At 60.6% G+C, this 22,231-nt stretch carries 20 protein-coding genes, 3 tRNA genes, 2 rRNA genes and 2 pseudogenes; 19 read left to right on the top strand and 8 right to left on the bottom strand.

From position 1 onward, the window contains the following. Nucleotides 1-2 precede the first annotated feature (2 nt). From GT370_RS15295 to GT370_RS15270, 6 genes are all read left to right on the top strand, one after another. On the top strand, nt 3-2,144 hold the full coding sequence (locus GT370_RS15295; RefSeq protein WP_008494715.1) for a hypothetical protein: 2,142 nt from the start codon (nt 3-5) through the stop codon (nt 2,142-2,144). Between the two features lie 12 nt (nt 2,145-2,156). Continuing rightward, a complete protein-coding gene (locus tag GT370_RS15290; protein WP_008494714.1) occupies nt 2,157-2,483 on the top strand; it encodes a hypothetical protein in 327 nt (108 codons plus the stop codon). Next, complete coding sequence (locus tag GT370_RS15285; RefSeq protein ID WP_008494713.1) at nt 2,476-2,988, top strand: glycoside hydrolase family 108 protein; 513 nt, start codon at nt 2,476-2,478, stop codon at nt 2,986-2,988. The genes GT370_RS15290 and GT370_RS15285 overlap by 8 nt, the downstream gene beginning before the upstream one ends. A gap of 11 nt (nt 2,989-2,999) precedes the next feature. Then, a complete protein-coding gene (locus GT370_RS15280) occupies nt 3,000-3,299 on the top strand; it encodes a hypothetical protein (RefSeq protein WP_008494712.1) in 300 nt (99 codons plus the stop codon). A 22-nt stretch (nt 3,300-3,321) separates the two neighbouring features. Beyond that, nucleotides 3,322-3,633: a hypothetical protein gene (locus GT370_RS15275; RefSeq protein ID WP_008494711.1), complete on the top strand. Its 312-nt coding sequence runs from the start codon at nt 3,322-3,324 to the stop codon at nt 3,631-3,633. Nucleotides 3,634-4,206: 573 nt separating this feature from the next. Next, a complete protein-coding gene (locus GT370_RS15270) occupies nt 4,207-4,494 on the top strand; it encodes a hypothetical protein (protein ID WP_008494709.1) in 288 nt (95 codons plus the stop codon). Between the two features lie 42 nt (nt 4,495-4,536). On the opposite strand, the gene GT370_RS15265 is transcribed toward GT370_RS15270, so the two are convergent. Continuing rightward, complete coding sequence (locus GT370_RS15265) at nt 4,537-5,088, bottom strand: regulatory protein RecX (protein ID WP_039885355.1); 552 nt, start codon at nt 5,086-5,088, stop codon at nt 4,537-4,539. A 226-nt stretch (nt 5,089-5,314) separates the two neighbouring features. Here GT370_RS15265 and rpmI point away from each other — a divergent pair, with 226 nt between their 5' ends. The 3 genes from rpmI (at nt 5,315) to GT370_RS15250 (ending at nt 6,849) form a co-directional block, all read left to right on the top strand. Next, nucleotides 5,315-5,515: a 50S ribosomal protein L35 gene (rpmI, locus tag GT370_RS15260; protein WP_008494707.1), complete on the top strand. Its 201-nt coding sequence runs from the start codon at nt 5,315-5,317 to the stop codon at nt 5,513-5,515. 14 nt (nt 5,516-5,529) lie between these two features. Continuing rightward, nucleotides 5,530-5,898 (top strand): 50S ribosomal protein L20, encoded by a 369-nt coding sequence (rplT, locus tag GT370_RS15255; protein ID WP_008494706.1) that lies wholly within the window; start codon nt 5,530-5,532, stop codon nt 5,896-5,898. A gap of 150 nt (nt 5,899-6,048) precedes the next feature. Continuing rightward, the gene (locus GT370_RS15250; RefSeq protein ID WP_270183334.1) at nt 6,049-6,849 is read left to right on the top strand and encodes an EcsC family protein; all 801 of its coding nucleotides are present in this window, start codon (nt 6,049-6,051) and stop codon (nt 6,847-6,849) included. A 122-nt stretch (nt 6,850-6,971) separates the two neighbouring features. Here GT370_RS15250 and GT370_RS15245 read toward each other — a convergent pair whose 3' ends face one another. Together GT370_RS15245 and GT370_RS15240 are read right to left on the bottom strand one after the other, a co-directional pair. After that, nucleotides 6,972-7,337, bottom strand: a complete 366-nt coding sequence (locus GT370_RS15245) for an FKBP-type peptidyl-prolyl cis-trans isomerase (RefSeq protein ID WP_008494704.1) — start codon at nt 7,335-7,337, stop codon at nt 6,972-6,974. 52 nt (nt 7,338-7,389) lie between these two features. Continuing rightward, nucleotides 7,390-7,773 (bottom strand): hypothetical protein, encoded by a 384-nt coding sequence (locus GT370_RS15240; protein WP_008494702.1) that lies wholly within the window; start codon nt 7,771-7,773, stop codon nt 7,390-7,392. A 214-nt stretch (nt 7,774-7,987) separates the two neighbouring features. On the opposite strand from GT370_RS15240, the pseudogene GT370_RS15235 reads away from it, so the two are divergent. Next, a pseudogene (locus GT370_RS15235) lies at nt 7,988-9,189 on the top strand (pyridoxal phosphate-dependent aminotransferase). A 52-nt stretch (nt 9,190-9,241) separates the two neighbouring features. On the opposite strand, the gene GT370_RS15230 reads toward GT370_RS15235, so the two are convergent. Next, a tRNA-Ile gene (locus GT370_RS15230) sits at nt 9,242-9,316 on the bottom strand. 125 nt (nt 9,317-9,441) lie between these two features. Here GT370_RS15230 and ppa point away from each other — a divergent pair. Further along, complete coding sequence (ppa, locus tag GT370_RS15225) at nt 9,442-9,966, top strand: inorganic diphosphatase (protein ID WP_008494700.1); 525 nt, start codon at nt 9,442-9,444, stop codon at nt 9,964-9,966. A gap of 70 nt (nt 9,967-10,036) precedes the next feature. Here the strand turns inward: ppa and pstA are convergent, their stop codons facing one another. The 3 genes from pstA to pstS are packed head-to-tail and all read right to left on the bottom strand — an operon-like array spanning nt 10,037 to nt 12,922. Further along, nucleotides 10,037-10,906, bottom strand: coding sequence for a phosphate ABC transporter permease PstA (pstA, locus tag GT370_RS15220; protein WP_008494699.1), 870 nt, complete (start codon nt 10,904-10,906; stop codon nt 10,037-10,039). Continuing rightward, nucleotides 10,887-11,810 (bottom strand): phosphate ABC transporter permease subunit PstC, encoded by a 924-nt coding sequence (pstC, locus tag GT370_RS15215; RefSeq protein WP_008494698.1) that lies wholly within the window; start codon nt 11,808-11,810, stop codon nt 10,887-10,889. The genes pstA and pstC overlap by 20 nt, the downstream gene beginning before the upstream one ends. 59 nt (nt 11,811-11,869) lie before the next feature. Continuing rightward, nucleotides 11,870-12,922 carry a phosphate ABC transporter substrate-binding protein PstS gene (gene pstS / locus GT370_RS15210; protein ID WP_008494697.1) on the bottom strand — a complete coding sequence of 351 codons (1,053 nt, stop codon included), beginning with the start codon at nt 12,920-12,922 and terminating at the stop codon, nt 11,870-11,872. Nucleotides 12,923-13,259: 337 nt separating this feature from the next. On the opposite strand from pstS, the gene GT370_RS15205 reads away from it, so the two are divergent. The 4 genes and pseudogenes from GT370_RS15205 (at nt 13,260) to GT370_RS15190 (ending at nt 16,462) form a co-directional block, all read left to right on the top strand. Further along, complete coding sequence (locus tag GT370_RS15205) at nt 13,260-14,000, top strand: acetoacetate decarboxylase (protein WP_039885352.1); 741 nt, start codon at nt 13,260-13,262, stop codon at nt 13,998-14,000. A 15-nt stretch (nt 14,001-14,015) separates the two neighbouring features. Beyond that, nucleotides 14,016-14,800 (top strand): annotated as a pseudogene (locus GT370_RS15200) (3-hydroxybutyrate dehydrogenase). Between the two features lie 115 nt (nt 14,801-14,915). Next, nucleotides 14,916-15,503, top strand: a complete 588-nt coding sequence (locus GT370_RS15195) for a D-sedoheptulose-7-phosphate isomerase (protein ID WP_008494694.1) — start codon at nt 14,916-14,918, stop codon at nt 15,501-15,503. Continuing rightward, nucleotides 15,500-16,462, top strand: coding sequence for an NAD-dependent epimerase/dehydratase family protein (locus GT370_RS15190; protein WP_008494692.1), 963 nt, complete (start codon nt 15,500-15,502; stop codon nt 16,460-16,462). The genes GT370_RS15195 and GT370_RS15190 overlap by 4 nt, the downstream gene beginning before the upstream one ends. A 33-nt stretch (nt 16,463-16,495) precedes the next feature. Here GT370_RS15190 and GT370_RS15185 read toward each other — a convergent pair whose 3' ends face one another. After that, nucleotides 16,496-16,762, bottom strand: coding sequence for a hypothetical protein (locus tag GT370_RS15185; protein WP_270183333.1), 267 nt, complete (start codon nt 16,760-16,762; stop codon nt 16,496-16,498). 193 nt (nt 16,763-16,955) lie between these two features. Between GT370_RS15185 and GT370_RS15180 the strand changes: the two genes are divergently transcribed. The 4 genes from GT370_RS15180 (at nt 16,956) to GT370_RS15165 (ending at nt 22,132) form a co-directional block, all read left to right on the top strand. Beyond that, nucleotides 16,956-18,440 (top strand): 16S ribosomal RNA (locus GT370_RS15180). Nucleotides 18,441-18,638: 198 nt separating this feature from the next. Beyond that, nucleotides 18,639-18,715, top strand: a tRNA-Ile gene (locus GT370_RS15175). Between the two features lie 93 nt (nt 18,716-18,808). Next, a tRNA-Ala gene (locus GT370_RS15170) sits at nt 18,809-18,884 on the top strand. 514 nt (nt 18,885-19,398) lie between these two features. After that, nucleotides 19,399-22,132, top strand: a 23S ribosomal RNA gene (locus GT370_RS15165). The 16S and 23S rRNA genes sit together here with 2 tRNA genes alongside, the layout of an rRNA operon. The last annotated feature ends 99 nt before the right edge of the window (nt 22,133-22,231 follow it).

The raw sequence follows: 22,231 nt of genomic DNA, 5'->3' as shown, positions 1-22,231 counted from the left end.
CGATGGTGATGTTGTTCAACCAGCCCGGCTCGCCTTTGATGTCGGGCTCGGGAAAGCGGGTGCTGATCGGTGCGTTGCCTGCCGGGGCGGTGCCGGCGGGTTTGTTCGCGGGCCCCTACCCCAGCGCCATCAGCGGTTTGTCCGGCTGGTGGGATGCGGGTTTGCTGGGTAGCCTGCTGGATGGCAGCGGCAATCCGGTTGGCGGCAGCAACAGCGTGGTGGGCAGCCTTCAGGATAAGTCCGGTGCCGGCATGGCGCTGACACCCTACCATGTCAGCGCCGACACCGCGCCGGTGGCGACGCTGGCGGTGCCGCGGGTGAACGGGTTTCTGGGCGCGGTGGGCGCGCCGGATGCCAGCATCGTGCATTACGGGCCGAGCCTGGATCCGGATTGGGGGCTGTCGCATCCTGGACTGGAATTCGGTGCCGGGCAGGCCTGGACGCGCTATCTCGTCTGGACGCGGCCGAACTGGCGGCAAGGGACATATTATGTCGACCAGTCGCCGATCCCGCTGATCCATACGCTGAGTGGCGCGGGCGTCACGATTTTGCAGGCGGATAGTTCGCAGGGCAGCAATCTGACCCTGTTTCCGACGGCGGCGAGCCCGACGGTGCTGACCGCAAACCTGGCGCGGCGCCACACCCATGCGGTGATCCTGCGCAATACCCCCGGTGTGGGGGTGGATGTGTGGCTGGATGGGGTGCAGGTGGCCAGCGCCGTTGCCAACCCGCTGCCCGCCAGCGCCAAGGCGCAGCTTTTGTGGCTGCATGACGCGACCATCCAAGGCAGCGCGCAATGCTGGTTTCATGAGGCGGCGTGCTGGGAGCGGGCTTTGTCCAGCACCGATATGCAGACATTGATCGCCGCCCAGGGGCGTTGGGTGCTGGGCGCGCGGCGGGGGGTCAATCTGTTGGTGATGGGCCAGTCCAACGCCGCCTGGTTCATCAATGCCGGCGCGCCGTTGGCGTTGGCGCAAGGTGTGGCCTGGTATCTGGGGGCCGCTTCTTATGCGTATACGGCGGAGATCTCCGGGACCTATCTCTCACCGGCGCGCTATTCGGTGATCTCGGGCCATCCGATCTCGAACTCCTCGCCGCCGCTGTTTCCGCCAGGGACGGGGAGCGGCACCTTCCTGACCAATCCGGGCGATGGATCGGATCCATCGACCTGGAGCGGTGGGCCGGATTTTGCCGCGTTGAGCGCTTATCTCACTGGCGGTTCGGCACTTGTATCCAGCGTGGATGAGGCGGACATCACCTTCCTGCTTTGGCCCTGGAGCGAGCAGGACAGCACGATGCCGTATGCGAACAAGGCGCTGTACAAAGCCACCGTGCTGCGGCTGCTGGCGCTGACGCGGGCCTTGCTGGGGCGCACGGCCGTGCAATTGCCCTTGCTGGCCTGGAACGCGATTCCTTACGAGACGGCGGGCGGTGTGCAGATGGTGCGCGAAGCGATCGAGGATCTCGCAAGCGTGGCCGCGAATAACATCACCATCTTCGCGGCGCAGACGGCGGATTCGAATCCGCTGAATTCCACCTATGACGCGACCACGGGGATGTTTACCGGTGGCGATCCGGAGCATCGCGACGAGGTGGATCTGCTGCGATATGGCCGGGTGGGCGCGCATGCCGCGGGGCGGCTGGCGATTGCGTCGGGCTGGAGTGATTCGATTCCGGCCAGCACCCTGCCCGCCGCCGGCCTGCCAGCGAAAGGCGGGCCGCAGATTTCGCATGTCTATCGCGCGTCCAACACCGAATTGATCCTCACGGTGACGCATGATTCCGGGGATGATCTGATCGTTCCCTTGCAGGCGTTGAATGGTGCGGGGTTTGCGGTGATGGATGGCGGCTCCGTTGCCAGTCCTGGGACGATCATCACCGCCGTGGCGGCGGCGCGGGTGGATGCGACGCATATTGCGGTGACATTGGCGCAGGCTATCAGCAATCCCTCCGCCGCCGTGCTGTTTTTCTACCCTTATGGCAGCACGCAGATCGGCCGGGGCGATGCGGTGACGGATAACAGCGCGCTGCGCGCTGCGCCGGCAAACTGGAACATCGCGAACGATCTGGGGTCGGGCTGGGCCATCAACATGCCGCTGCAGGCGACGACATATCCGATCATCTTGTCTGATGTGCTGGCCTGAAAAGGATCAGGAATGGATCAGGATTTGGGGGCGGCGCTGCGCGCCGATGTCGCGGGGATCAGAAATGATATCGGCGCCGTGAAGCAGGATCTGCGGATCCTCGAAGCCAAGGCGGAATCGCTGGAGACTTGGCGGGTCCGTTATCTGGCGCAGGAGGACCTGGTGGTGGCGAAGATCTTTTCGAAAGTCGACGAACTGATCGGCGGACTCGGCGATATGCGCGCGGACCTCGCGCGGATTCGCGGCGAGCGGGATGTGGAGCGGCGGCTGAGCCTGATGATCGTCAGCCTGCTCTCCGCTGTTTGTGGTGGTTTGGCAACGAGTTTGTTTCATGGATAATTTTGCCAGCTGTATTGCCTTCACCTTGCAGGCGGAAGGCGGATATTCCACGAATGCGGCTGATCCTGGAAACTGGACCGGGGGTGCCGTGGGCATGGGCCTGTTGCGCGGGACGAAATGCGGGATCAGTGCCGCAGCCTATCCGGATCTGGATATCGAAACTCTGACGCAGCCGCAGATCGAGGCGATTTACCGGCGGGATTATTTTGAAAAAATCCAGGGTGATGCGTTGGCGTTGCCGTTGGCGATGGTGGCGTTCGATGCCGCGGTGAATGCGGGGGTGCGCCGATCCATCGTGTTTTTGCAGCAGGCTGCAGGGGTGCCGGGTGATGGCATTCTGGGGCCGCGCAGCCTGCAGGTTTTAACGAGCGGACATGCCGGCACATTGGCGCTGGAGGCGTTGGTGAGGCGGCTTGATTATTACGCGAAATTGCCGGGCTGGAGCGTGTTCGGCCTGGGATGGGCGAGGCGCATTCTGCAGCTTGCCCGGATTGTTGGGGGGTGAAGGAGATCGGCATGAGTGTGAAACATTTTCTGCAATCGCCGCAGAACCGGACCGGGCTGGCGATCTGGCTGGGCACGGCGATCACGGCGTTGATCCAGTGGGGCGTGCTGCATCAGCAGCTCCCGGCCGTGGATATTCTGGGGCTGGTGGTGGGGTTTTTGAAAATCGTCGAACCGGAGACGAGTGTTACCACGGTGCAGCTTGAGCAGGCGGTGAGCGATGTGAAGACACTGCTGCAATCGGGCGATGTGACGAAGGTGGCGGCGGTGGCGTCCGATGTTGGCGCCCTGGCGCATGAAATCTTGAAGTGAGTCTCAGACAGGAGAGTTGGCGATGAGCGATACGACGCGGATCAATGCGGGGTTGGCGGTGGCCTCCGTGGCGGGCGAGGCCATTGGCGGTGTGGTGGGCAATGAAGTTGCGGCCGGTGCGGCGGCGGCGGGTGCGGTGGTGAATGCGGTGGTGGCGGATCAATCCGCCCATGCCTCGGCGTTGGCGACGGCGCAGGATGCGGTGACGGCTTTGGCCTCGGCGGCGGCGCCGGCCCTGGCTGCCTTGCCTTCCGCCAGCGCGCAGAAGGCTGTTGCCGGGCTGAGCCTGTTGCAGACCATTCTGGCCGAGCTGAAGGCGGTTTTCGCGCTCTGAGGCTGATGGGGGGAGCGCTTGAGCATGACAGAGGTGCAGCGCGACAAGCTGGCGGGGTTCAGGGCGGCGTTGCGTGGTGCCCGTCCCAAGGCCAGGGAGGCAGGCGGGCCTTTGCATCGTCTGGCTCTGCGGGTCGGCGTGCAAAGGCCGGGCGGTTTTGCGCCTGTGCGCCGCCCCGCGGGCCGGGGGCGCCGGCCGAACCGGCGCCGCGAGATGGAGTTCGCCTCGCTGGCTGTGCGGGCCTCTGCACCTGTCGGCTGGCCGAGGGCGTTGGGGATGGCTGGCATGGTGAGGTCTGGAAGGCGTCAGCCGGTGGCGGCGCAGAGGCGGGGCAGCGCGTTGCCGGGTTGGTTGCGCAGGGGCGTTGGGGGGGCGGCGGTCCGATCCTGGCCGGTGCCGCGCTATGCGATCTGGCGCCCGGCTGGTGCCCGGCCTCTTATGTCCAGGCGCCGCGCTGGGCCGGCCTTTGAGGGCAGGGTATCGATTATTGAACCCCGACCTGCCCTAGGCCGGCCCATGGCGCCGGTGCCGCGCGGGCGGCGGCGTCAGCATTTCAGCGGGTCTGACGGCGGGATGACGAGCGCGCCGGGGAACGGGTTTGAGCCGATGCCGGACGAGGCGGCCCTGCTGATGAGCGCGGATGAGATGCAAGGGGCGTTGTCACCGCCCGGCTTGGGTCGCTCGGGGTCGGAGGCCGCAACGTTTTCGCGGGTACGGAGTCCGGCATGGATGGGTGGTTTGGAGCTGGCCGATGCGCTGGATGAGTATTTCTTTCAGCAATCCAGGTTGGCGCCACGCGGGGCGGCGTCGTTCGACCCACGTGTGAGTCCGCTCTGGGCCGGCCTCAAACTGCCGGGATGAGGTATGCGTCTGCCGCCGATACAGAGGCTGAGCATATATTGTCTAAGGCAGATTTTCCAAGGACTTGATCAGCTGCTCCGCTTCGTCGCGCGGAAGGGACAGCGCCTGGCGGGCGGTTGCCTGGGTGAAGCCGCCACGGGCCATGGCGGCGAGAAGCTTGTCACGGGGCGCCTCGCCGAAGGCGCCGCCGCGGCGGCGGCGCAGAAAGGCGCAGGCGGCGGCGAGTTCGCGGTCGGGGTCGTCCGGCAGATCAGGCTGGTTCACCCCTTTGGCGGCAAGATGCGCCAGGGTCGCGCGCCTGGATTTGCCGGCGCGGGTCAGCCGCCTGGCGCGGGAAGCGGCGAAGGCGCTGTCGTCCAGCGCGCCCAGCGCCTTGAGCCGCGCCAGTACGCCCGGGATCGCCGCTTTTGCCAGCCGCGAAAGCTGCGCGAGTTCAGCTTCATCAGCGCCTTGTTCAAGGGCCCGTTTCTGCCCCCAGCGGTCGATGCGACGGGAGAGCACGCGGGTCAGGCCGGCTTCCGTGGCCGCGTAGCGGGCTATATGGTTCATCGCCGCTTCGTACAGGCTCTCTTCATCCGGCGGTTTTGCTGGCATTATGCGACTCTGCGCTGCTTTGTGCCTCTTGTCACGGGGCGTTACTGGCTTTATAGGCGCGCCTTCACCGTGGGCAGGCCCAAGGCGGAGTGGCGCGACTGCTCGGCTTTTCAGTCTTGTCTCGCGTTGAAGCGCGCGTGTCCGGGCCTTTAGGCATGCCTGGCCGCCGCCCCGATTTCCGGGACCCCGGGCCGCAAGGCGCGGGTTATGCGATCAGGAGACTGAAATGCCGAAGCTGAAGACCAAATCCGCGGTCAAGAAGCGCTTCAAGATCACCGCCACGGGCAAGGTTCTGGCCGGCCCGGGCAAGAAGCGCCACAACCTCTATGCCCGTTCTCAGAAGGCCAAGCGCCAGAACCGCGGCAGCCAGACCCTGACCCACGCTGACGGCCTGACCGTGAAGCAGTGGGCACCGTACGGTCTGTAAGGAGGAGATAGAAAATGGCACGTGTGAAACGCGGTGTGACCACCCATGCCCGCCACAAGAAGGTCCTGGAGCTTTCCAAGGGCTATGTTGGCCGGTCTTCCACCAATTATCGCATTGCGATGGAGCGCCTGGAAAAGGCCCTGCGCTATGCGTATCGCGACCGTCGCGTCAAAAAGCGCGAATTCCGCTCGCTCTGGATCCAGCGTATCAACGCTGCCGTGCGTGAGCATGGGCTGACCTACAGCCAGTTCATCTACGGCCTGAAGCAGGCTGGGCTGGAGCTGGACCGCAAGGTGCTGTCCGCCATTGCGTTCGATGATCCGGCGTCCTTCGCCGAGATCGTGCAGGCTGTGAAGGGTGTTTCCGCCGCCGCCGCGGAGTGAAATTTCCTTAAAATCTCTTGAGTCACGGCCAGGCTGAGCGCATCTCAGTCTGGCCATGATCGTTTTACCCCCCTGCCCCAGAGCCTGGTCGATGAGACCGGCTTTTTGACCGAATCCGAGCGCTGGCAGCTTTGGGAAGCGGCCGTGCTGATGGCTGATTCCAGGGGGCTGCTGGTCAGGCTCACCGCTCTGTTCGGCCGGCAGGTTGAGGGCGTGCAGGCCGCCATTTCGCAGGTTGGCGCCAGATTTGGCGGCGACACATGGGCCGGGCTTTCCGGCAAAATCCAGGATACCGTGGAAGACGTGCTGTGGAGCAGCTACAGCTACGCGACGTTCGGGCTGGATGCCGCGCCGCATTTCATTCGCCCCAAGGCGCCGCGCAAGAACAGGCTGCACCGGGCGGCGACAACGATGAGCGGCGTTGTTTCAGGCTTTGCCGGGCTGCCGGGCGCGTTTGTCGATATTCCTTTCACTACCGCCACCATTCTGCGCTCCATCGCCGAGGTGGCGCGGGATTCCGGCGAGGATCTGGCGTCCGAGGAGACCCGGCGCGCCTGCCTTGAGGTTCTCGCCTTCGGCAGCCCGAGCGAGATGGGGGAAGCGGCGGAGAGCGGCTATTGGGCGGCGCGGCTTGGGGTGAGCCATCTCACGATCAATCTGCTGATCCGCAGCGCGGCGGGGCGGTTTGGGCTGATTTTGTCTGAGAAGCTGATGGCGCAGCTCGTGCCCGTGGCCGGAGCAGTCACCGGCGGGCTGCTGAATTACAGCTTCACTGATTATTATCAGAGCATGGCGAAAGTGCATTTCTGTCTGCGGGCTCTGGAGCGGCGGACCGGGGATAGCGAGGCGGTGCGGCTGTCTTTCGAGACGATGGTGCGGGCCGCCCGGGATCGCCGCCGTATCGGCCGGCGCCGGCGGAGCGCGCCGGCCATTCTGTTGCCGGCACGCTGAATAAAAAGGGCGAATAGAGCGAGATGGGTGACACCCGTTCGCTCTATTTATGTTTTGGCGGGCAATTTCATGTGTTTATCTTGACGCTGGTGCGTCAACCTCAACACATATTGCTCTAGCGATTACTTGAAGCTGATCAGCTCGACATCGAAAATCAGGGTCGCGCCCGGCGGAATCACCGAGCCGGCGCCGCGCTGGCCATAGCCGTGCTCCGGCAGCAGCAGCAGGGTGCGCTGGCCGCCCGCCTGCATGGTGGCCACCCCCAGATCCCAACCCGAAATCACCTGGCCGACACCCAGCTTGAAGGTAAAGGGCTGCCCGCGGTCGCGCGAGGAATCGAACTTGCGGCCCTTGGCGCCGTTCTCATCCAGCCAGCCGGTGTAATGCACGGTCACCATCTGGCCCTGCTTCGGGGTTTCACCCGTACCGACGACATGGTCCTCATACTTCACGCCGGAAGGGAGGGTGACATAGTTGGTTTCGGCCAAGGCGAGTTCCTTTCAAAAAAACGGGGCGGTGTTTGCCGCCCCGTTTTTTAGCTCAGTTCTTGGCCTGGTGGAAACCGGCGGCGTCCAGATCGGACTTGCAGGCATAGGCGCCGTGCTTGGTCTTGCCATACAGCTTGGAGGAGCTGGCATGGTAGCTCTTGCTGTGGCTCAGCGCGGTCCATTCCACGGTGCTGTTCGGGCAATGCGCTGCGGCGGCGCTGGCGGTGGAGAATTTCTGGTCAGCCGGCAGGCCGCCGGCCTTGGTTTTCTCCTTGGCAGCCTTCGCCATCGGCGAGGCGGAGTGGCTCATAGTATTCGGGGACATCGGCGCCATGGTGCCGGAATTGGCCGGGGCGGTCTGCGCCATCGCGGGCAGCGCCATGGCGCAGGCGAGACCGACGGCGGGGAGCAGCTTGGCGAATTTGGTGACGGTCATTTTTGATTCTCCTGAAAAGAAACACGCCATAGTCTCTTGGCTGGCGCGATAGGTGAGGCTCGTGACGAGATCCTTCCGGATCGGCCACGATTTCGCCCTATAAACAAATGTTTCGCGAAAAAGCGTGGCAGTTTTGCGGCAAAAGAGGTTTGCGCCGATGGCAGTGGAGGTTTAGGAGTTTCGCCGGCTTCAAACTTCTTCGAGATAGAGATTTATGACCCTGATCGCCGACCGGCTGAACCGCATCAGCCCGAGCCAGACCATCGCCATCACCACCAAGGCGCGCGCGCTGAAGGCGGAGGGCCGGGACATTATCAGCCTCTCCGCCGGTGAGCCGGATTTCGATACCCCGGACCATATCAAGCAGGCGGCGATCAAGGCGATCAACGAGGGTGAAACCCGCTATACCGATGTCGCCGGCACCCCGGCGCTGCGCAAGGCGGTGGCGGCGAAGTTCAAGCGTGACAGCGGCATCGACTACAAGCCGGAAGAGATCATCGTCTCCACCGGCGGCAAGCAAGTGATCTTCAACGCCATGCTGGCCACCGTGCAGGCGGGCGATGAGGTGATCATCCCGACCCCGTGCTGGGTCTCCTACCCCGATATCGTGCAGCTGGCCGAGGGCAGCCCGGTGTTTGTCTCCTGCTCGCCGAATAACGGCTTCAAGATGCGCGCCGAGGATCTGGAAGCGGCGATCACGCCGAAGACCAAATGGGTGTTCCTGAACTCCCCCAGCAACCCGACCGGTGCGGCCTATTCCGCCGCGGATCTGCGCCCGATCTGCGATGTGCTGCTGAAGCACCCGAATATCTGGGTGTTCACCGACGACATCTATGAGAAGCTGACCTATGACGGCTTCAAGCCGGCGACCATCGTCGAGGTCGAGCCGAAGCTGAAGGAGCGCACCATCACCATGAATGGCTGCTCCAAGGCCTACGCGATGACCGGCTGGCGTATCGGCTTCTGCGGTGCGCCGGTGCAGCTGATCAAGGCGATGGACAAGCTGCAGAGCCAGTCCACCTCCAACACCTCCTCCATCAGCCAGGCGGCTGCGGTGGCGGCGCTGGAAGGGCCGGAAGAGGCGCTGCATGAGATGGTGAAGGTCTATCAGACCCGCCGCGATCTCGTGGTCGAGATGCTGAACCAGGCGCCGGGGCTGAACTGCCAGAAGCCGGAAGGCGCGTTCTACGTGTTCCCTTCCATGCAAGGCTGCATCGGCAAGACCACCCCAAGGGCAAGAAGATCGAAACCGACGAGGATTTCGTGATTGCGCTGCTGGATGAAGAAGGTGTGGCCGCCGTGCATGGCTCGGCCTTCGTCTACCCCGGGCATTTCCGCATTTCCTACGCCACCTCGACCGAGGCGCTGGTGGAAGCCTGCACCCGCATCCAGCGCTTCTGCGCGGCTTTGCGCTAACCTCCGAAATCGCAAAAAAGGCGGCGCCGCGAGGCGCCGCCTTTTTTATGTCTGGTGCGCCGGGAGGGACTCGAACCCCAACCAAACCGTTATGAGCGGTCCGCTCTAACCATTGAGCTACCAGCGCATCCGCTGCCGCTTTTAAGTGGCGTTGCCGCCCCGTCAACCGTGAACGTGGCAAAATGCCGCAATCTGGCCAGTTGCGCCGCAGCAAGCTATATCCCAGCCGCCTTCTATCAGGGAGTTCTGGCAATGGATGTGAGCAAGCTGTCGCCCGGCAAGGATGTGCCGCACGATATCAACGTGGTGATCGAGATTCCGGCCGGGTCCGGCGTGAAATATGAGGTGGACAAAGACAGCGGCGCCCTGGTGGTGGACCGCGTGGTGTTCACCCCGATGACCTATCCGGCCGCTTATGGCTTCATCCCCGGCACCCTGGCCGATGACGGCGACCCGGCCGACGCGCTGGTGTTGCTGCCCACCGCCGTGGTGCCCGGCGCGGTGATCCGCTGCCGGCCGATCGGCATGCTGGAGATGGAAGACGAGTCCGGCAAGGACGAGAAGATCGTCTGCGTGCCGCATGACAAGGTGCACCCGCTCTACACCGATGTGAAGGAGCTGTCTGATCTGCCCGCCATCACCCGCGACGTGATCAAGCATTTCTTCGAGCATTATAAGGATCTGGAAAAGGGCAAGTGGGTGAAGGTCACCGGCTTCGCCGACCGCGCTGCCGCCGAGGCCGCGATTTCCGCCAGCCTAGCCGCCGCGTCCAAGTAAAGCGTCCGATAAAAAAGGCCCCTCCCGCGATGCCGGGAGGGGCCTTTTTTTGTGTCCGCGCCTCAGTGGCTCAGTTGAATTTGGTCCGGCGCACGGTGAGGCGCACCCCGATATTGATCGCCAGCACCACCATCATCACCAGAAATGCCGCCGCGAAAGCGAGGGCGTGGGATTTCGCGTCCGGCTGGTCGATGAAGGTCCAGATCACGTAGGTCAGATAGCCGACCGGCGAATGGGTGAAATGGCCGCTCCAGCCATAGTTGGACCAGCCGGCGGTGTAGATCAGCGGGGCCGTCTCGCCGACCGAGATTGCCAGCGCCAGCAGCGCGCCGGTGATGACGCCGGAGGCCGCCGCCGGCAGCACCACCTTGAACACCACGGTGGAATCCTTGGCCCCCAGCGCATAGGCGGCCTCGCGCATGGTGTTGGGCACCTGCTGCAGCGAAAGCTCGGTGATGCGGGCCAGATAAGGCACGATCAGGATGGCGAGCGTGATCGCCGCGGCGATCAGCGAGAAGCCCCAGCCGAAGCCAATGATCATCACGATGTAGGAGAAATAGCCCAGCACGATCGAGGGCGTGCCGGTCAGCGTGTCCGACATGAAGCGGATGACGCTGCCCAGCCGGTTCTTGCCGTATTCCGAGAGATGGATCCCCGCCCCCACGCCCAGCGGGATGGCGATCAGCATGGCGAACAGGGTGATCAGCAACGTGCCTTCGATGGCATTGAGCAGGCCGCCATTCGGCCCGGTGGTGTTCTCGGTGAAGAGATGCCACGAAAAGGCCGAGAGGCCGCGCCAGGCGACGACGCCGACGATATCGAGCAGCGGGGCGATCACCAGTAGCAGCCCGATGCCGCAGAGAACCCAGCCGATCTGGCTGGTGATGATCCGGCGCAGCTCGTGCGCCGAGCGGGGGGATTTAAGCGCGCTTGCGGACACGGAGGGCTCCCGTCGAAAGAAGTTTGGCGCAGGCATTCACGCCCAGCGTGATGAAGAACAGCACCAGGGCGATTTCAGAGAGCGCCCGGACCGACATGTTGGTGGAATCCGTCTGTGCGCTGTCCAGCTGGCCGGCGACGAAGGAGGCGATGGTGGAGATGGGCGAGAACAGCGAGGTCGGCAGGATGTTCAGGCCGCCGCCGGAGACCATCAGCACCGCCATGGTTTCACCCAGAGCGCGGCCCAGCGCCAGCACGATGCCGCCGATCAACGTGGTGCGGACCATCGGCATCATCGCCTTGGTCACCACCTCGAAATGGGTGGCGCCCAGTGCGAAGGCGGATTCGCGATTTTCCCTGGGCACTTGCAGCAGCGCGTCCAGCAGGGTGGAGGCGATGATTGGCGTGATCATCAGCGCCAGCACGATGGAGGCGGCGAGCAGCCCATAGCCGCTGCCATTCGGCGCCAGATAATGGCCGATGAGCGGCACCAGCACCGCGATGCCCCACAGCCCGAACACCACGGAGGGGACGACCGCGATCAGCTCGACCAGCATGGAGAGGATTGGCCGGATCTTGGGTGAGACCACTTCCGCCAGGAAGATGGCAGCCCCCATGGCCAGCGGCACGGCGATGAGAATGGCAATAGCCGAAGAGGCCAACGTGCCGACAATGAAGACCAGAATGCCGTAATTGGCGCCGGATGGAACCTGCACGCCGCGTACCGTGACTGGATCGCTGTACATATCCCCGAGATTCCAGCTGATCTGGGTCAGGAAATGCAGCCCGTTGAAGAAAATGGCCTGCCCGGAATAGATCACCAGAAACAAAACAACCGCGCAGAGCGCGGCGGGGATCAGGAGGCTGAGGCCAAGCACGGCAAGGCGGAAGGGGCGGAGTTTCATGGATCACCCTTTGACGCGAAAACCCCCTCCCGGCCAGAGCCGGAAGGGGGCGAAAGGCGTTACTTGATCTTCGCGATCTGAGCCTTGGAGAGCTCAACAACAGCCGGCGGCAGCGGCATGAAATGCACCTTCTTCAGGAAGCTCATGCTGTTGCCATCGGTGATCGCCCAGGTCAGGAATTCGCGGACCGCCTTGGCGACGGCGCCGGAAGCCTGGTGGGTGTTGATGATCGCATACTCGTAATTCACGATCGGGTAGGCCTGCGCGCCCGGCGCGAAGATCATGGAGACGCGCTCATCGGCCGGGGTGCTGTTGGCGAAGCTGTCAGCGGCGGCGGAGATGGTCGCTTCGGTCGGCAGCACGTAGTTGCCGGCCTTGTTCAGCAGCTCGGCCTGGCCGAGGCCGGCCTGCGCAACCTGGTCGGCGAAGGAGACGCCGATATAGGCGATGGAGTACGGGTTCGCCTTGGCGGCGGCGACCATGCCCGGGTTGCCGTTGGCGCCCAGGCCACCGGCGACCGCCGGCCAGGACACGGAGGTGCCGAACTTGACGGTGGAACCCCAGCTGGCGTCGGAGTCAGAGAGGTACTGGGTGAAGATGAAGGTGTCGCCCGAACCGTCCAGACGGTGGATGGGGATGATCACGTGGTCCGGCAGGGTCACGCCCGGGTTCGCCGCGGCGATCGCCGGGTCGTTCCACTTGGTGATCTTGCCGGTGTAAATGCCAGCCAGGATCGGGCCGGACAGCTTCAGGTTGGTGATGCCGGGCAGGTTATAGTTGATGGCCTGCGACGCGATGGCGAGCGGGATGCTCAGCATGTTCGAGTGCGCCTTGACCATGGAGTCAGACAGATAGGCGTCGGACGCACCGATATTCACCAGGCCCTTGAGGGACTGCGCGATGCCAGCGCCGGAACCGGTGGAGGTGGTGGTGATGTCAGCGCCCGGGTGGCTGGCGGTGTAAGCCGGAACCCACAGGTTGAACAGCGGGTAGAGCAGGCTGGAGCCCGTCTCGACCAGCGGCACGGAGGTGGTGTCGGCCTTCGCCTGCACAGCGCCAACGGCGGCGGTAATGGCCAGCGCGGCGGCGCCGGCGCGGAGGAGGTTCATCATCTTCACGTTCGCGTTCCTTTTGTTCAGGCTCTTCTCGTCAGCCCAGCGTTTCGGTCAGCGTGGGAGAGCAACCCCAAGCCTCGCCTCGCAATAATTGAACATTGTGACAATGGCGACGGGCATTGCGTTGCAGTTCTATGACATTTCCATCTGGTAAGGCGCGCTTGAACGTGGTCTGCTTTGCTGGCGTCGATGAAGACAGCCGCTTGTTCTGTGTTTGTTCGCTTGCGTTGAGAGGTCGGTGTGTCACGATCCCGTTCATGACATGGTGACAGAAACGTCATGTGCAATCACAGGCGGCCGGTCTACATAAACGTCACTTCTTTGGAGGGTTTGCATGACGAGAGACGAAATTCTCAACGCTACCTCGATGCCATTGGCCTCGCCCAGCTATCCCAAAGGGCCCTTCCGGTTTTATAACCGGGAATATCTCCTCATCCATTATGAAACCGATCCCGACATGTTGCGGGGCCTGCTGCCGGAGCCTTTGGTGCCGGATGGCAATGACGTCTATTTTGAATGGATGAAGATGCCGGATTCCACCGGCTTTGGTGATTACGAGGAAAGCGGCTGTGGCATTGCCGCACTTTATAACGGCATTCCCTGCAATTACTCCGTCATGATGTACCTTGACGATGAAAGCCCCACCACCGGCGGCCGCGAGATCTGGGGCTTTCCGAAAAAATACGGCATTCCCGAGCTGAAGACGATCCATGAGACCCTCACCGGCACGCTGAAATATGACAATGAGCGCGTTGCCCTGGGAACGATGACATACAAGACCAAGCCGCTTGACCACGCGAAAGTGGTCGAAGGCATGAAGAAACTCAATATCAATCTGAAATGGATCCCGGATGTGGATGGCAGCGCCAAGATCGCGCAGCTTGTCGGCTATCATCTCGAGGATATCGACCTGAAATTCGCTTATTCGGGCGATGCGCGGCTGCATCTGGTGCCGCATGCGAATTGCCGGCTGGCGGATTTGCCGGTGAAAAAGATCCTTTACGGTACCCATCTCTGCGCCGACTTGACCTTGCCCTATGGCAAGGTGCTGCATGATTATCTGGCGGAAAAGTAAGAAAGGACGCTCAAAATGGCTCTCAAAGATAAAGTTGCCCTGGTCACCGGCTCCACCAGCGGCATCGGCCTCGGCATCGCCCGGGCGCTGGCCGCCGAGGGTGCGGACATCATGCTGAATGGTTTCGGCGATGCAGGTGAGATCGAAAAGCTGCGCCAGGATCTGGAAAAAGAATTTTCCGTGAAGGTCGGTTATGACGGTGCGGATCTCAGCAAGCCGGACCAGGTCGCCGCGATCGTCAAGAAGACCCAGGACGAGCTGGGCAGCCTGGATATTCTGGTGAACAATGCCGGCATCCAGTTCACAGCCCCGGTGGAGGATTTCCCCGAGGCGAAATGGGACGCCATCATCGCCATCAATCTCTCCGCGGTGTTCTACGGCATGAAGGCCGCCATCCCGGGATGAAGGCGAAGAAATGGGGCCGCATCATCAACATCGCGTCCGCCCACGGCTTGGTCGCCAGCCCGCACAAGGTGGCGTATGTGGCCGCGAAGCATGGTGTTGTCGGCGCCACCAAGGTCGCCGCGATCGAGACGGCCAATGACGGCATCACCGTCAACGCCATCTGCCCGGGCTGGGTGCTGACCCCGCTGGTGCAGAAGCAGCTTGAGGACCGCGCCAAGGATGCCGGCACCGATGTCGATACCGAGAAGAAGAAGATGCTGCAGGAAACCCAGCCGATGCTGAAATTCTCCACCCCGGAGGAAATCGGCGCGCTGGCGGTATTCCTGGCCTCCGATGGTGCTGCCACCATCACCGGCACGCCGATCTCCATCGATGGCGGCTGGACCGCGCACTGATCTTCCGCCGCTTTTGAAGTGTCTTGTTGCAGCCGCCCGGTACGCCGGGCGGCTGTAAGCTTTTTACGGGCTGGCGTATAAACCCCGCACCGACATCGTGGAGTGACTCTGGCCCATGCAGACCGACGAAAAAGCCCGATATGCCGCCATGCTGCGCCGGGGTGCCGAGCTGAAACTGGCTTTGGCCGAGCAAGCCGAGCCGGTGCTGGCGATTGTGGATGCGTGCGAGCGGGCGCTGCGCCAGGGCGGCAAGCTGATCTTCTGCGGCAATGGCGGCTCGGCGGCGGACGCCCAGCATCTGGCAACCGAGCTGGTGATCCGCCTGCGCGGCGCGGTGCCGCGTGCCAGCTGGCCGGCGATTACGCTCGCCCTCGACACCTCGGCGGTGACGGCGGCGGTGAACGATTTCGGCATCGATGAAATGTTCTCCCGCCCGCTGGAAGGGCTGGGCCGCGCCGGCGACGTGCTGTTCGGCATCACCACCTCGGGCAAATCCGCGAATGTGCTGGGCGCCGTCAAAAAGGCCAAGGAGATGGGCATCATCTCAGTTGGCCTGCTCGGCGGTGATGGCGGCCCTGCCCTGCCCTTGTGCGATCTGGCGATCGTGGTGCCGGATACCGAGACGGCGCGCATCCAGGAATGTCACATTGCCCTCGGCCATGCGATCCTGACATTGATGGAAGACCGGCTGGTGCGCCAATGAAAGCGCTGGTCACCGGTGCGGCGGGCTTCATCGGTTTCCATATCTGCGAGAAGCTGCTGGGCCGCGGCATCGATGTGGTCGGGGTGGACGATCTCAACCCCTATTATGACATAAGGCTGAAACAGGCCCGGCTGGCGCGGCTGGGCCAGGGTTTCAGCTTCCACCAGCTGGACATCGCCGACCATGACGCCCTGCTGAAGCTGGGCGACGGGGTGGAGGTCATCTTCCATGTCGCCGCCCAGGCCGGGGTGCGCTACTCGCTGGAAAACCCGTTCGCCTACGCCTCCGCCAACCTCACCGGGCATCTCTCCATCCTGGAGCTGGCCCGGCGGACGAGTAGCGTGAAGCATCTCATCTATGCCAGCTCGTCCTCCGTGTACGGAACCGGCTCCACCCTGCCCTATTCCGAGTGCGAGCGTGCCGACCAGCCCTCCTCCCTCTATGCCGCGACAAAGCGCGCCGACGAGCTGATGAGCGCCTCCTATACCCATCTCTTCGGGCTGAAGCAGACCGGCTTGCGCTTCTTCACCGTCTATGGCCCCTGGGGCCGGCCGGACATGGCCTATTTCGGCTTCGCCGAGGCGATCATCGCCGGACGGCCCATCACCCTCTATGATGAAGGCGCCCTGAAGCGGGATTTCACCTATATCGACGACATCATCACCGGGATCATGGGGGTGTTCGATCACCCGCCGGCCGGTGAGCAGCGCCACCGCGTTTTCAACATCGGCAATCACCGCGCCGAATATGTGCGTGACCTGGTGGCCCTGCTGGAAACCCATCTCGGCCGGGAGGCGATCACGGTCAGCCAGCCAAAACCGGCGGCGGACCCGGTTGAAACCTGCGCGGATATCTCCGCCCTGAACGCGCTTTGCGGCTACGTGCCCACCACCCGGTTGGATGAGGGGATCCCCCGCTTCGTCGAATGGTATCAGGGCTGGAAATGCCGTCCGGCATGAGAAGTTCAGATAAAATTCAATTAAATCAATATATTAGAACAAATATTCAATTTTCTTGAAAAACTTTGCCTGGTCGAGTTGACGGCCTTCGAAGGGTGGAATAGAAGCCCGTCCACCGCTGCGGTCTGCAGACTTGATCTTCGGAACTTGAGCGGTTAGATTGGATGCCTTCGCGGCGGGATAAACTCCGCCGCGTTGTTTTTGATCTAGCTCTTTGACAATTGCATAGGCTGGGAAGGGATACGCTGGTGGCGTTTCTGGGGATTGGTTTACTGATCTCTGCTGGGTGATTTGGTTCATCTGGGTGATGATATGAGGGGCGGGATTAAGTTTCTGTTTTTGCCTCTGTCGTTATGGAAGCGTGGCTGGAGTATTTCTTTTGAAATTACGTACAGAAACGCTTCGAATATTCTTGGTCTTTGACTGAGAGACGACATGTTTGAGCAGGGCTTTTTTCATTTATATTTAGTGCCGGTTAGGCGCTGGGTAGGATGAACTTGAGAGTTTGATCCTGGCTCAGAGCGAACGCTGGCGGCATGCTTAACACATGCAAGTCGCGCGGTCAGCAATGGCAGCGGCGGACGGGTGAGTAACACGTAGGAATCTATCCCAGGGTGGGGGACAACAGCGGGAAACTGCTGCTAATACCGCATGATACCTGAGGGTCAAAGGCGCAAGTCGCCTTGGGAGGAGCCTGCGTCTGATTAGCTTGTTGGTGGGGTAAAGGCCTACCAAGGCGACGATCAGTAGCTGGTCTGAGAGGATGATCAGCCACATTGGGACTGAGACACGGCCCAAACTCCTACGGGAGGCAGCAGTGGGGAATATTGGACAATGGGCGCAAGCCTGATCCAGCAATGCCGCGTGTGTGAAGAAGGTCTTCGGATTGTAAAGCACTTTTGGCAGGGACGATGATGACGGTACCTGCAGAATAAGCCCCGGCTAACTTCGTGCCAGCAGCCGCGGTAATACGAAGGGGGCTAGCGTTGCTCGGAATGACTGGGCGTAAAGGGCGCGTAGGCGGCATGTACAGTCAGAAGTGAAATTCCTGGGCTCAACCTGGGGACTGCTTTTGATACGTGCAAGCTAGAGTGAGGAAGAGGGTTGTGGAATTTCCAGTGTAGAGGTGAAATTCGTAGATATTGGAAAGAACACCGGTGGCGAAGGCGGCAACCTGGTCCTTAACTGACGCTGAGGCGCGAAAGCGTGGGGAGCAAACAGGATTAGATACCCTGGTAGTCCACGCTGTAAACGATGTGTGCTGGATGTTGGGGAACTTAGTTTCTCAGTGTCGTAGCTAACGCGATAAGCACACCGCCTGGGGAGTACGGCCGCAAGGTTGAAACTCAAAGGAATTGACGGGGGCCCGCACAAGCGGTGGAGCATGTGGTTTAATTCGAAGCAACGCGCAGAACCTTACCAGGATTTGACATGGGGAGGACCGGTACAGAGATGTACTTTTCCCGCAAGGGACCTTCCGCACAGGTGCTGCATGGCTGTCGTCAGCTCGTGTCGTGAGATGTTGGGTTAAGTCCCGCAACGAGCGCAACCCTTGCCTTTAGTTGCCATCATTTAGTTGGGCACTCTAGAGGAACTGCCGGTGACAAGCCGGAGGAAGGTGGGGATGACGTCAAGTCCTCATGGCCCTTATGTCCTGGGCTACACACGTGCTACAATGGTGGTGACAGTGGGAAGCTAGGTAGTGATACCGTGCTGATCTCTAAAAGCCATCTCAGTTCAGATTGTACTCTGCAACTCGAGTACATGAAGGTGGAATCGCTAGTAATCGTGGATCAGCATGCCACGGTGAATACGTTCCCGGGCCTTGTACACACCGCCCGTCACACCATGGGATTTGGTTTGACCTTAAGTAGGTGCGCTAACCGCAAGGAGGTAGCCTACCACGGTCGGGTCAGAGACTGGGGTGAAGTCGTAACAAGGTAGCCGTAGGGGAACCTGCGGCTGGATCACCTCCTTTCAAGGATATGATCCTGAGCATTGGTTGGCTTTGGCTGACTGATTTGGGATTTTCCTGAAAAAAAGACCTGGATCGGATGATCTAGGCAACACATCCTGTCCGGATGTTGTCATGAAGCGCCATCAACGTATCCCTTTCCTGTAACAGCGGCGATGTCGGCCTTTGGGTCGATATCAACCGATGCGGACTTTAGATCTCGGGCTAGTAGCTCAGTTGGTTAGAGCACACGCTTGATAAGCGTGGGGTCGGAGGTTCAAGTCCTCCCTGGCCCACCATGATTGGTGGTGGTGTTCGTGAGGATGCCATGCCTGCCGATGACGAAGCAGCTTGCTGCGAAGTCTGAATCGGCCAGGCCAGTTTAACTTGCTGGGGATGTAGCTCAATTGGTAGAGCACCTGCTTTGCAAGCAGGGGGTCGTCGGTTCGATTCCGTCCATCTCCACCAGATTTTGGTTGGTTTTGGGTGTAGGGCCTTGAGTGGCCTTGCGCGGATGTCTGTTACAGGTAAGCACGAGTTTCGAGCTGATTTACCTTGTTCCTGAAAAGGTCAAGGCGAAGAGGCTTGGATGTTTGTTCCCAGCTGCAATGTCGGGAACGAATTTGTTCTTTGTCATGGTGAATAGGTTTTGGTGCATCTGGATGCGCGCATTGGTTTTTGGGGCTTTGGCCTTGAGGATCGGTCCGGGCTTCTTGTGTTGGGTTGTCTGACCCGTGGACGGTGAAAGCCGGAAGCGAGACACAAGATGGTTCGAGTGTTCAGTGCATGTGTGATCTCATCTGCCTAACAGTCAAACGCTGTTGGACGTTGGGTTTGCTCGATGAAGCGATTTTGGTTTTTGCCGTACCTAGCGGTGGAGCTGAAAGAGCGGAGGGTGAGCCGGAACGCCGATGGATGGTTCCTGTTTATGGTGGGTAGCGCGTTATTGTGTGTTCAATGCGATGACGTGTGGTGAGAACGAATTGAACGACAAAAGGGCATTCGGTGGATGCCTTGGCACCAGGAGGCGATGAAGGACGTGGCACGCTGCGTAAAGCTTTGGGGAACCGCGAGCAGGTTTTGATCCAAAGATATCCGAATGGGGAAACCCCTCCGCAAGGAGATCTCTATCTGAATACATAGGGTAGAGAGGCAAACCCGGGGAACTGAAACATCTCAGTACCTGGAGGAAAAGACATCAATTGAGATTCCGCTAGTAGTGGCGAGCGAACGCGGAGCAGGCCAGTGCCTCAAATGACGTTAGCAGAACGGTCTGGAAAGTCCGGCAATATGGGTGATAGCCCCGTATGCGAAGACAACATTTGAGGACTTGAGTAAGGCGGGGCACGTGAAACCCTGTCTGAACATGGGGGGACCATCCTCCAAGCCTAAATACTCCCTGGTGACCGATAGTGAACAAGTACCGTGAGGGAAAGGTGAAAAGCACCCCGACAAGGGGAGTGAAATAGACCTGAAACCGGATGCCTACAAGCAGTCGGAGCACCTTTTGGTGTGACGGCGTACCTTTTGTATAATGGGTCAGCGAGTTTCTGTTCGCGGCAAGCTTAAGTCGTTAGACGTAGGCGCAGCGAAAGCGAGTCTGAATAGGGCATTCAGTCGCGGGCAGAAGACCCGAAACCAAGTGATCTAGCCATGGCCAGGCTGAAGGTGGGGTAACACCCACTGGAGGGCCGAACCCACGCCTGTTGAAAAAGTCGGGGATGAGCTGTGGCTAGGGGTGAAAGGCCAATCAAACTTGGAGATAGCTGGTTCTCCGCGAAATCTATTGAGGTAGATCGTCGTATGTATGCCCTGGGGGGTAGAGCACTGGATGGGCTAGGGGGTCCCAAAGACTTACCAAACCTAACCAAACTCCGAATACCCAGGAGACTTGTACGGCAGACAGACGGTGGGTGCTAAGGTCCATCGTCGAGAGGGAAACAGCCCAGACCACCAGCTAAGGTCCCCAAATTATGGCTAAGTGGGAAAGGATGTGGGAATTCCAAAACAACCAGGAGGTTGGCTTAGAAGCAGCCATCCTTTAAAGAAAGCGTAATAGCTCACTGGTCTAATAGAAATCCTGCGCCGAAAATGTAACGGGGCTCAAGCCATATACCGAAGCTGTGGGCGTGATTTATCACGCGGTAGCGGAGCGTTCTGTAGGCCTGCGAAGGGATACGGGTGACCGGTCCTGGAGGTATCAGAAGTGCGAATGCTGACATGAGTAGCGACAAACAGTGTGAGAAACACTGTCGCCGTAAGTCCAAGGGTTCCTGCGCAAGGTTAATCCGCGCAGGGTGAGCCGGCTCCTAAGGCGAGGGCGAAAGCCGTAGTCGATGGGAAACAGGTGAATATTCCTGTGCCTGCTAGAAGTGACGAATGCGAGATGTTGTCAGGTCTTATTGGATTGATCTGGCTTTTTAAGCATTCCAGGAAATAGCTCTAGCATATAGACCGTACCCTAAACCGACACAGGTGGACTGGTAGAGTATACCAAGGCGCTTGAGAGAACTATGCTGAAGGAACTAGGCAAATTACTCGCGTAACTTCGGGATAAGCGAGACCCAATTGTGGGCAACCATGATTGGGTGGCACAAAAGAGGGGGTAGCGACTGTTTAGTAAAAACACAGGGCTGTGCGAAGTCGAGAGACGACGTATACGGTCTGACGCCTGCCCGGTGCCGGAAGGTTAAGAGGAGGTGTGCAAGCACTGAATTGAAGCCCCGGTAAACGGCGGCCGTAACTATAACGGTCCTAAGGTAGCGAAATTCCTTGTCGGGTAAGTTCCGACCTGCACGAATGGCGTAACGACTTCCCCACTGTCTCCAGCGTAGGCTCAGCGAAATTGAATTCCCCGTGAAGATGCGGGGTACCCGCGGTCAGACGGAAAGACCCTATGAACCTTTACTGCAACTTTGCAGTGGTATTAGGAGAGTGCTGTGTAGGATAGGCGGGAGGCATTGAACCCGAGGCGCTAGCTTCGGTGGAGCCAACCTTGAAATACCGCCCTGAACTCTTCTGATATCTAACCGAATCCCGTTATCCGGGATCGGGACCCTGCATGGTGGGCAGTTTGACTGGGGCGGTCGCCTCCCAAAAAGTAACGGAGGCGCGCGATGGTGGGCTCAAGCCGGTCGGACATCGGCTGTTGAGTGCAATGGCATAAGCCCGCCTGACTGCGAGAGTGACAGCTCGAGCAGAGACGAAAGTCGGCCATAGTGATCCGGTGGTTCCGCATGGAAGGGCCATCGCTCAACGGATAAAAGGTACTCTAGGGATAACAGGCTGATCTCCCCCAAGAGTCCACATCGACGGGGAGGTTTGGCACCTCGATGTCGGCTCATCACATCCTGGGGCTGGAGCAGGTCCCAAGGGTTCGGCTGTTCGCCGATTAAAGTGGTACGTGAGCTGGGTTTAGAACGTCGTGAGACAGTTCGGTCCCTATCTGCCGTGGGTGTTGGAGGCTTGAGAGGATCTGTCCCTAGTACGAGAGGACCGGGATGGACGTACCTCTGGTGTACCGGTTGTCGCGCCAGCGGCATAGCCGGGTAGCTAAGTACGGAAAAGATAACCGCTGAAAGCATCTAAGCGGGAAACTTACCTCAAAACTAGGCCTCCCTGAGGGTCGTGGTAGACCACCACGTTAATAGGCCGGGTGTGGAAGCGCAGTAATGTGCGAAGCTAACCGGTACTAATCACCCGATAGAGTTCAACATCGTCTCACCAACCCCATAAGCAGCAATCATCCATCCGGACGATACGCTGATATGAAAAGCAAACGAGATCACACACACCAAAACCTCAACCAGACAGCA

Source organism: Acidocella sp. MX-AZ03, from assembly GCF_027626035.1.
Classification (GTDB): domain Bacteria; phylum Pseudomonadota; class Alphaproteobacteria; order Acetobacterales; family Acetobacteraceae; genus Acidocella; species Acidocella facilis.
Note: the sequence above shows the minus strand (reverse complement) of the source record. Positions and strands in the feature narration are given on the sequence as shown.

What these genes read in the sequence shown, in the direction of transcription:
- pstS (WP_008494697.1), bottom strand. Translation starts at nt 12,922, where the DNA reads ATGATGAACCTCCTCCGCGCCGGCGCCGCCGCGCTGGCCATTACCGCC.
- GT370_RS15295 (WP_008494715.1), top strand. Translation starts at nt 3, where the DNA reads ATGGTGATGTTGTTCAACCAGCCCGGCTCGCCTTTGATGTCGGGCTCG.
- GT370_RS15270 (WP_008494709.1), top strand. Translation starts at nt 4,207, where the DNA reads ATGACGAGCGCGCCGGGGAACGGGTTTGAGCCGATGCCGGACGAGGCG.
- GT370_RS15190 (WP_008494692.1), top strand. Translation starts at nt 15,500, where the DNA reads ATGAAAGCGCTGGTCACCGGTGCGGCGGGCTTCATCGGTTTCCATATC.
- GT370_RS15185 (WP_270183333.1), bottom strand. Translation starts at nt 16,762, where the DNA reads ATGAACCAAATCACCCAGCAGAGATCAGTAAACCAATCCCCAGAAACG.
- ppa (WP_008494700.1), top strand. Translation starts at nt 9,442, where the DNA reads ATGGATGTGAGCAAGCTGTCGCCCGGCAAGGATGTGCCGCACGATATC.
- GT370_RS15285 (WP_008494713.1), top strand. Translation starts at nt 2,476, where the DNA reads ATGGATAATTTTGCCAGCTGTATTGCCTTCACCTTGCAGGCGGAAGGC.
- rpmI (WP_008494707.1), top strand. Translation starts at nt 5,315, where the DNA reads ATGCCGAAGCTGAAGACCAAATCCGCGGTCAAGAAGCGCTTCAAGATC.
- GT370_RS15290 (WP_008494714.1), top strand. Translation starts at nt 2,157, where the DNA reads ATGGATCAGGATTTGGGGGCGGCGCTGCGCGCCGATGTCGCGGGGATC.
- pstC (WP_008494698.1), bottom strand. Translation starts at nt 11,810, where the DNA reads ATGAAACTCCGCCCCTTCCGCCTTGCCGTGCTTGGCCTCAGCCTCCTG.
- GT370_RS15195 (WP_008494694.1), top strand. Translation starts at nt 14,916, where the DNA reads ATGCAGACCGACGAAAAAGCCCGATATGCCGCCATGCTGCGCCGGGGT.
- GT370_RS15250 (WP_270183334.1), top strand. Translation starts at nt 6,049, where the DNA reads ATGGCTGATTCCAGGGGGCTGCTGGTCAGGCTCACCGCTCTGTTCGGC.
- GT370_RS15280 (WP_008494712.1), top strand. Translation starts at nt 3,000, where the DNA reads ATGAGTGTGAAACATTTTCTGCAATCGCCGCAGAACCGGACCGGGCTG.
- GT370_RS15265 (WP_039885355.1), bottom strand. Translation starts at nt 5,088, where the DNA reads ATGCCAGCAAAACCGCCGGATGAAGAGAGCCTGTACGAAGCGGCGATG.
- rplT (WP_008494706.1), top strand. Translation starts at nt 5,530, where the DNA reads ATGGCACGTGTGAAACGCGGTGTGACCACCCATGCCCGCCACAAGAAG.
- GT370_RS15240 (WP_008494702.1), bottom strand. Translation starts at nt 7,773, where the DNA reads ATGACCGTCACCAAATTCGCCAAGCTGCTCCCCGCCGTCGGTCTCGCC.
- GT370_RS15275 (WP_008494711.1), top strand. Translation starts at nt 3,322, where the DNA reads ATGAGCGATACGACGCGGATCAATGCGGGGTTGGCGGTGGCCTCCGTG.
- GT370_RS15205 (WP_039885352.1), top strand. Translation starts at nt 13,260, where the DNA reads ATGACGAGAGACGAAATTCTCAACGCTACCTCGATGCCATTGGCCTCG.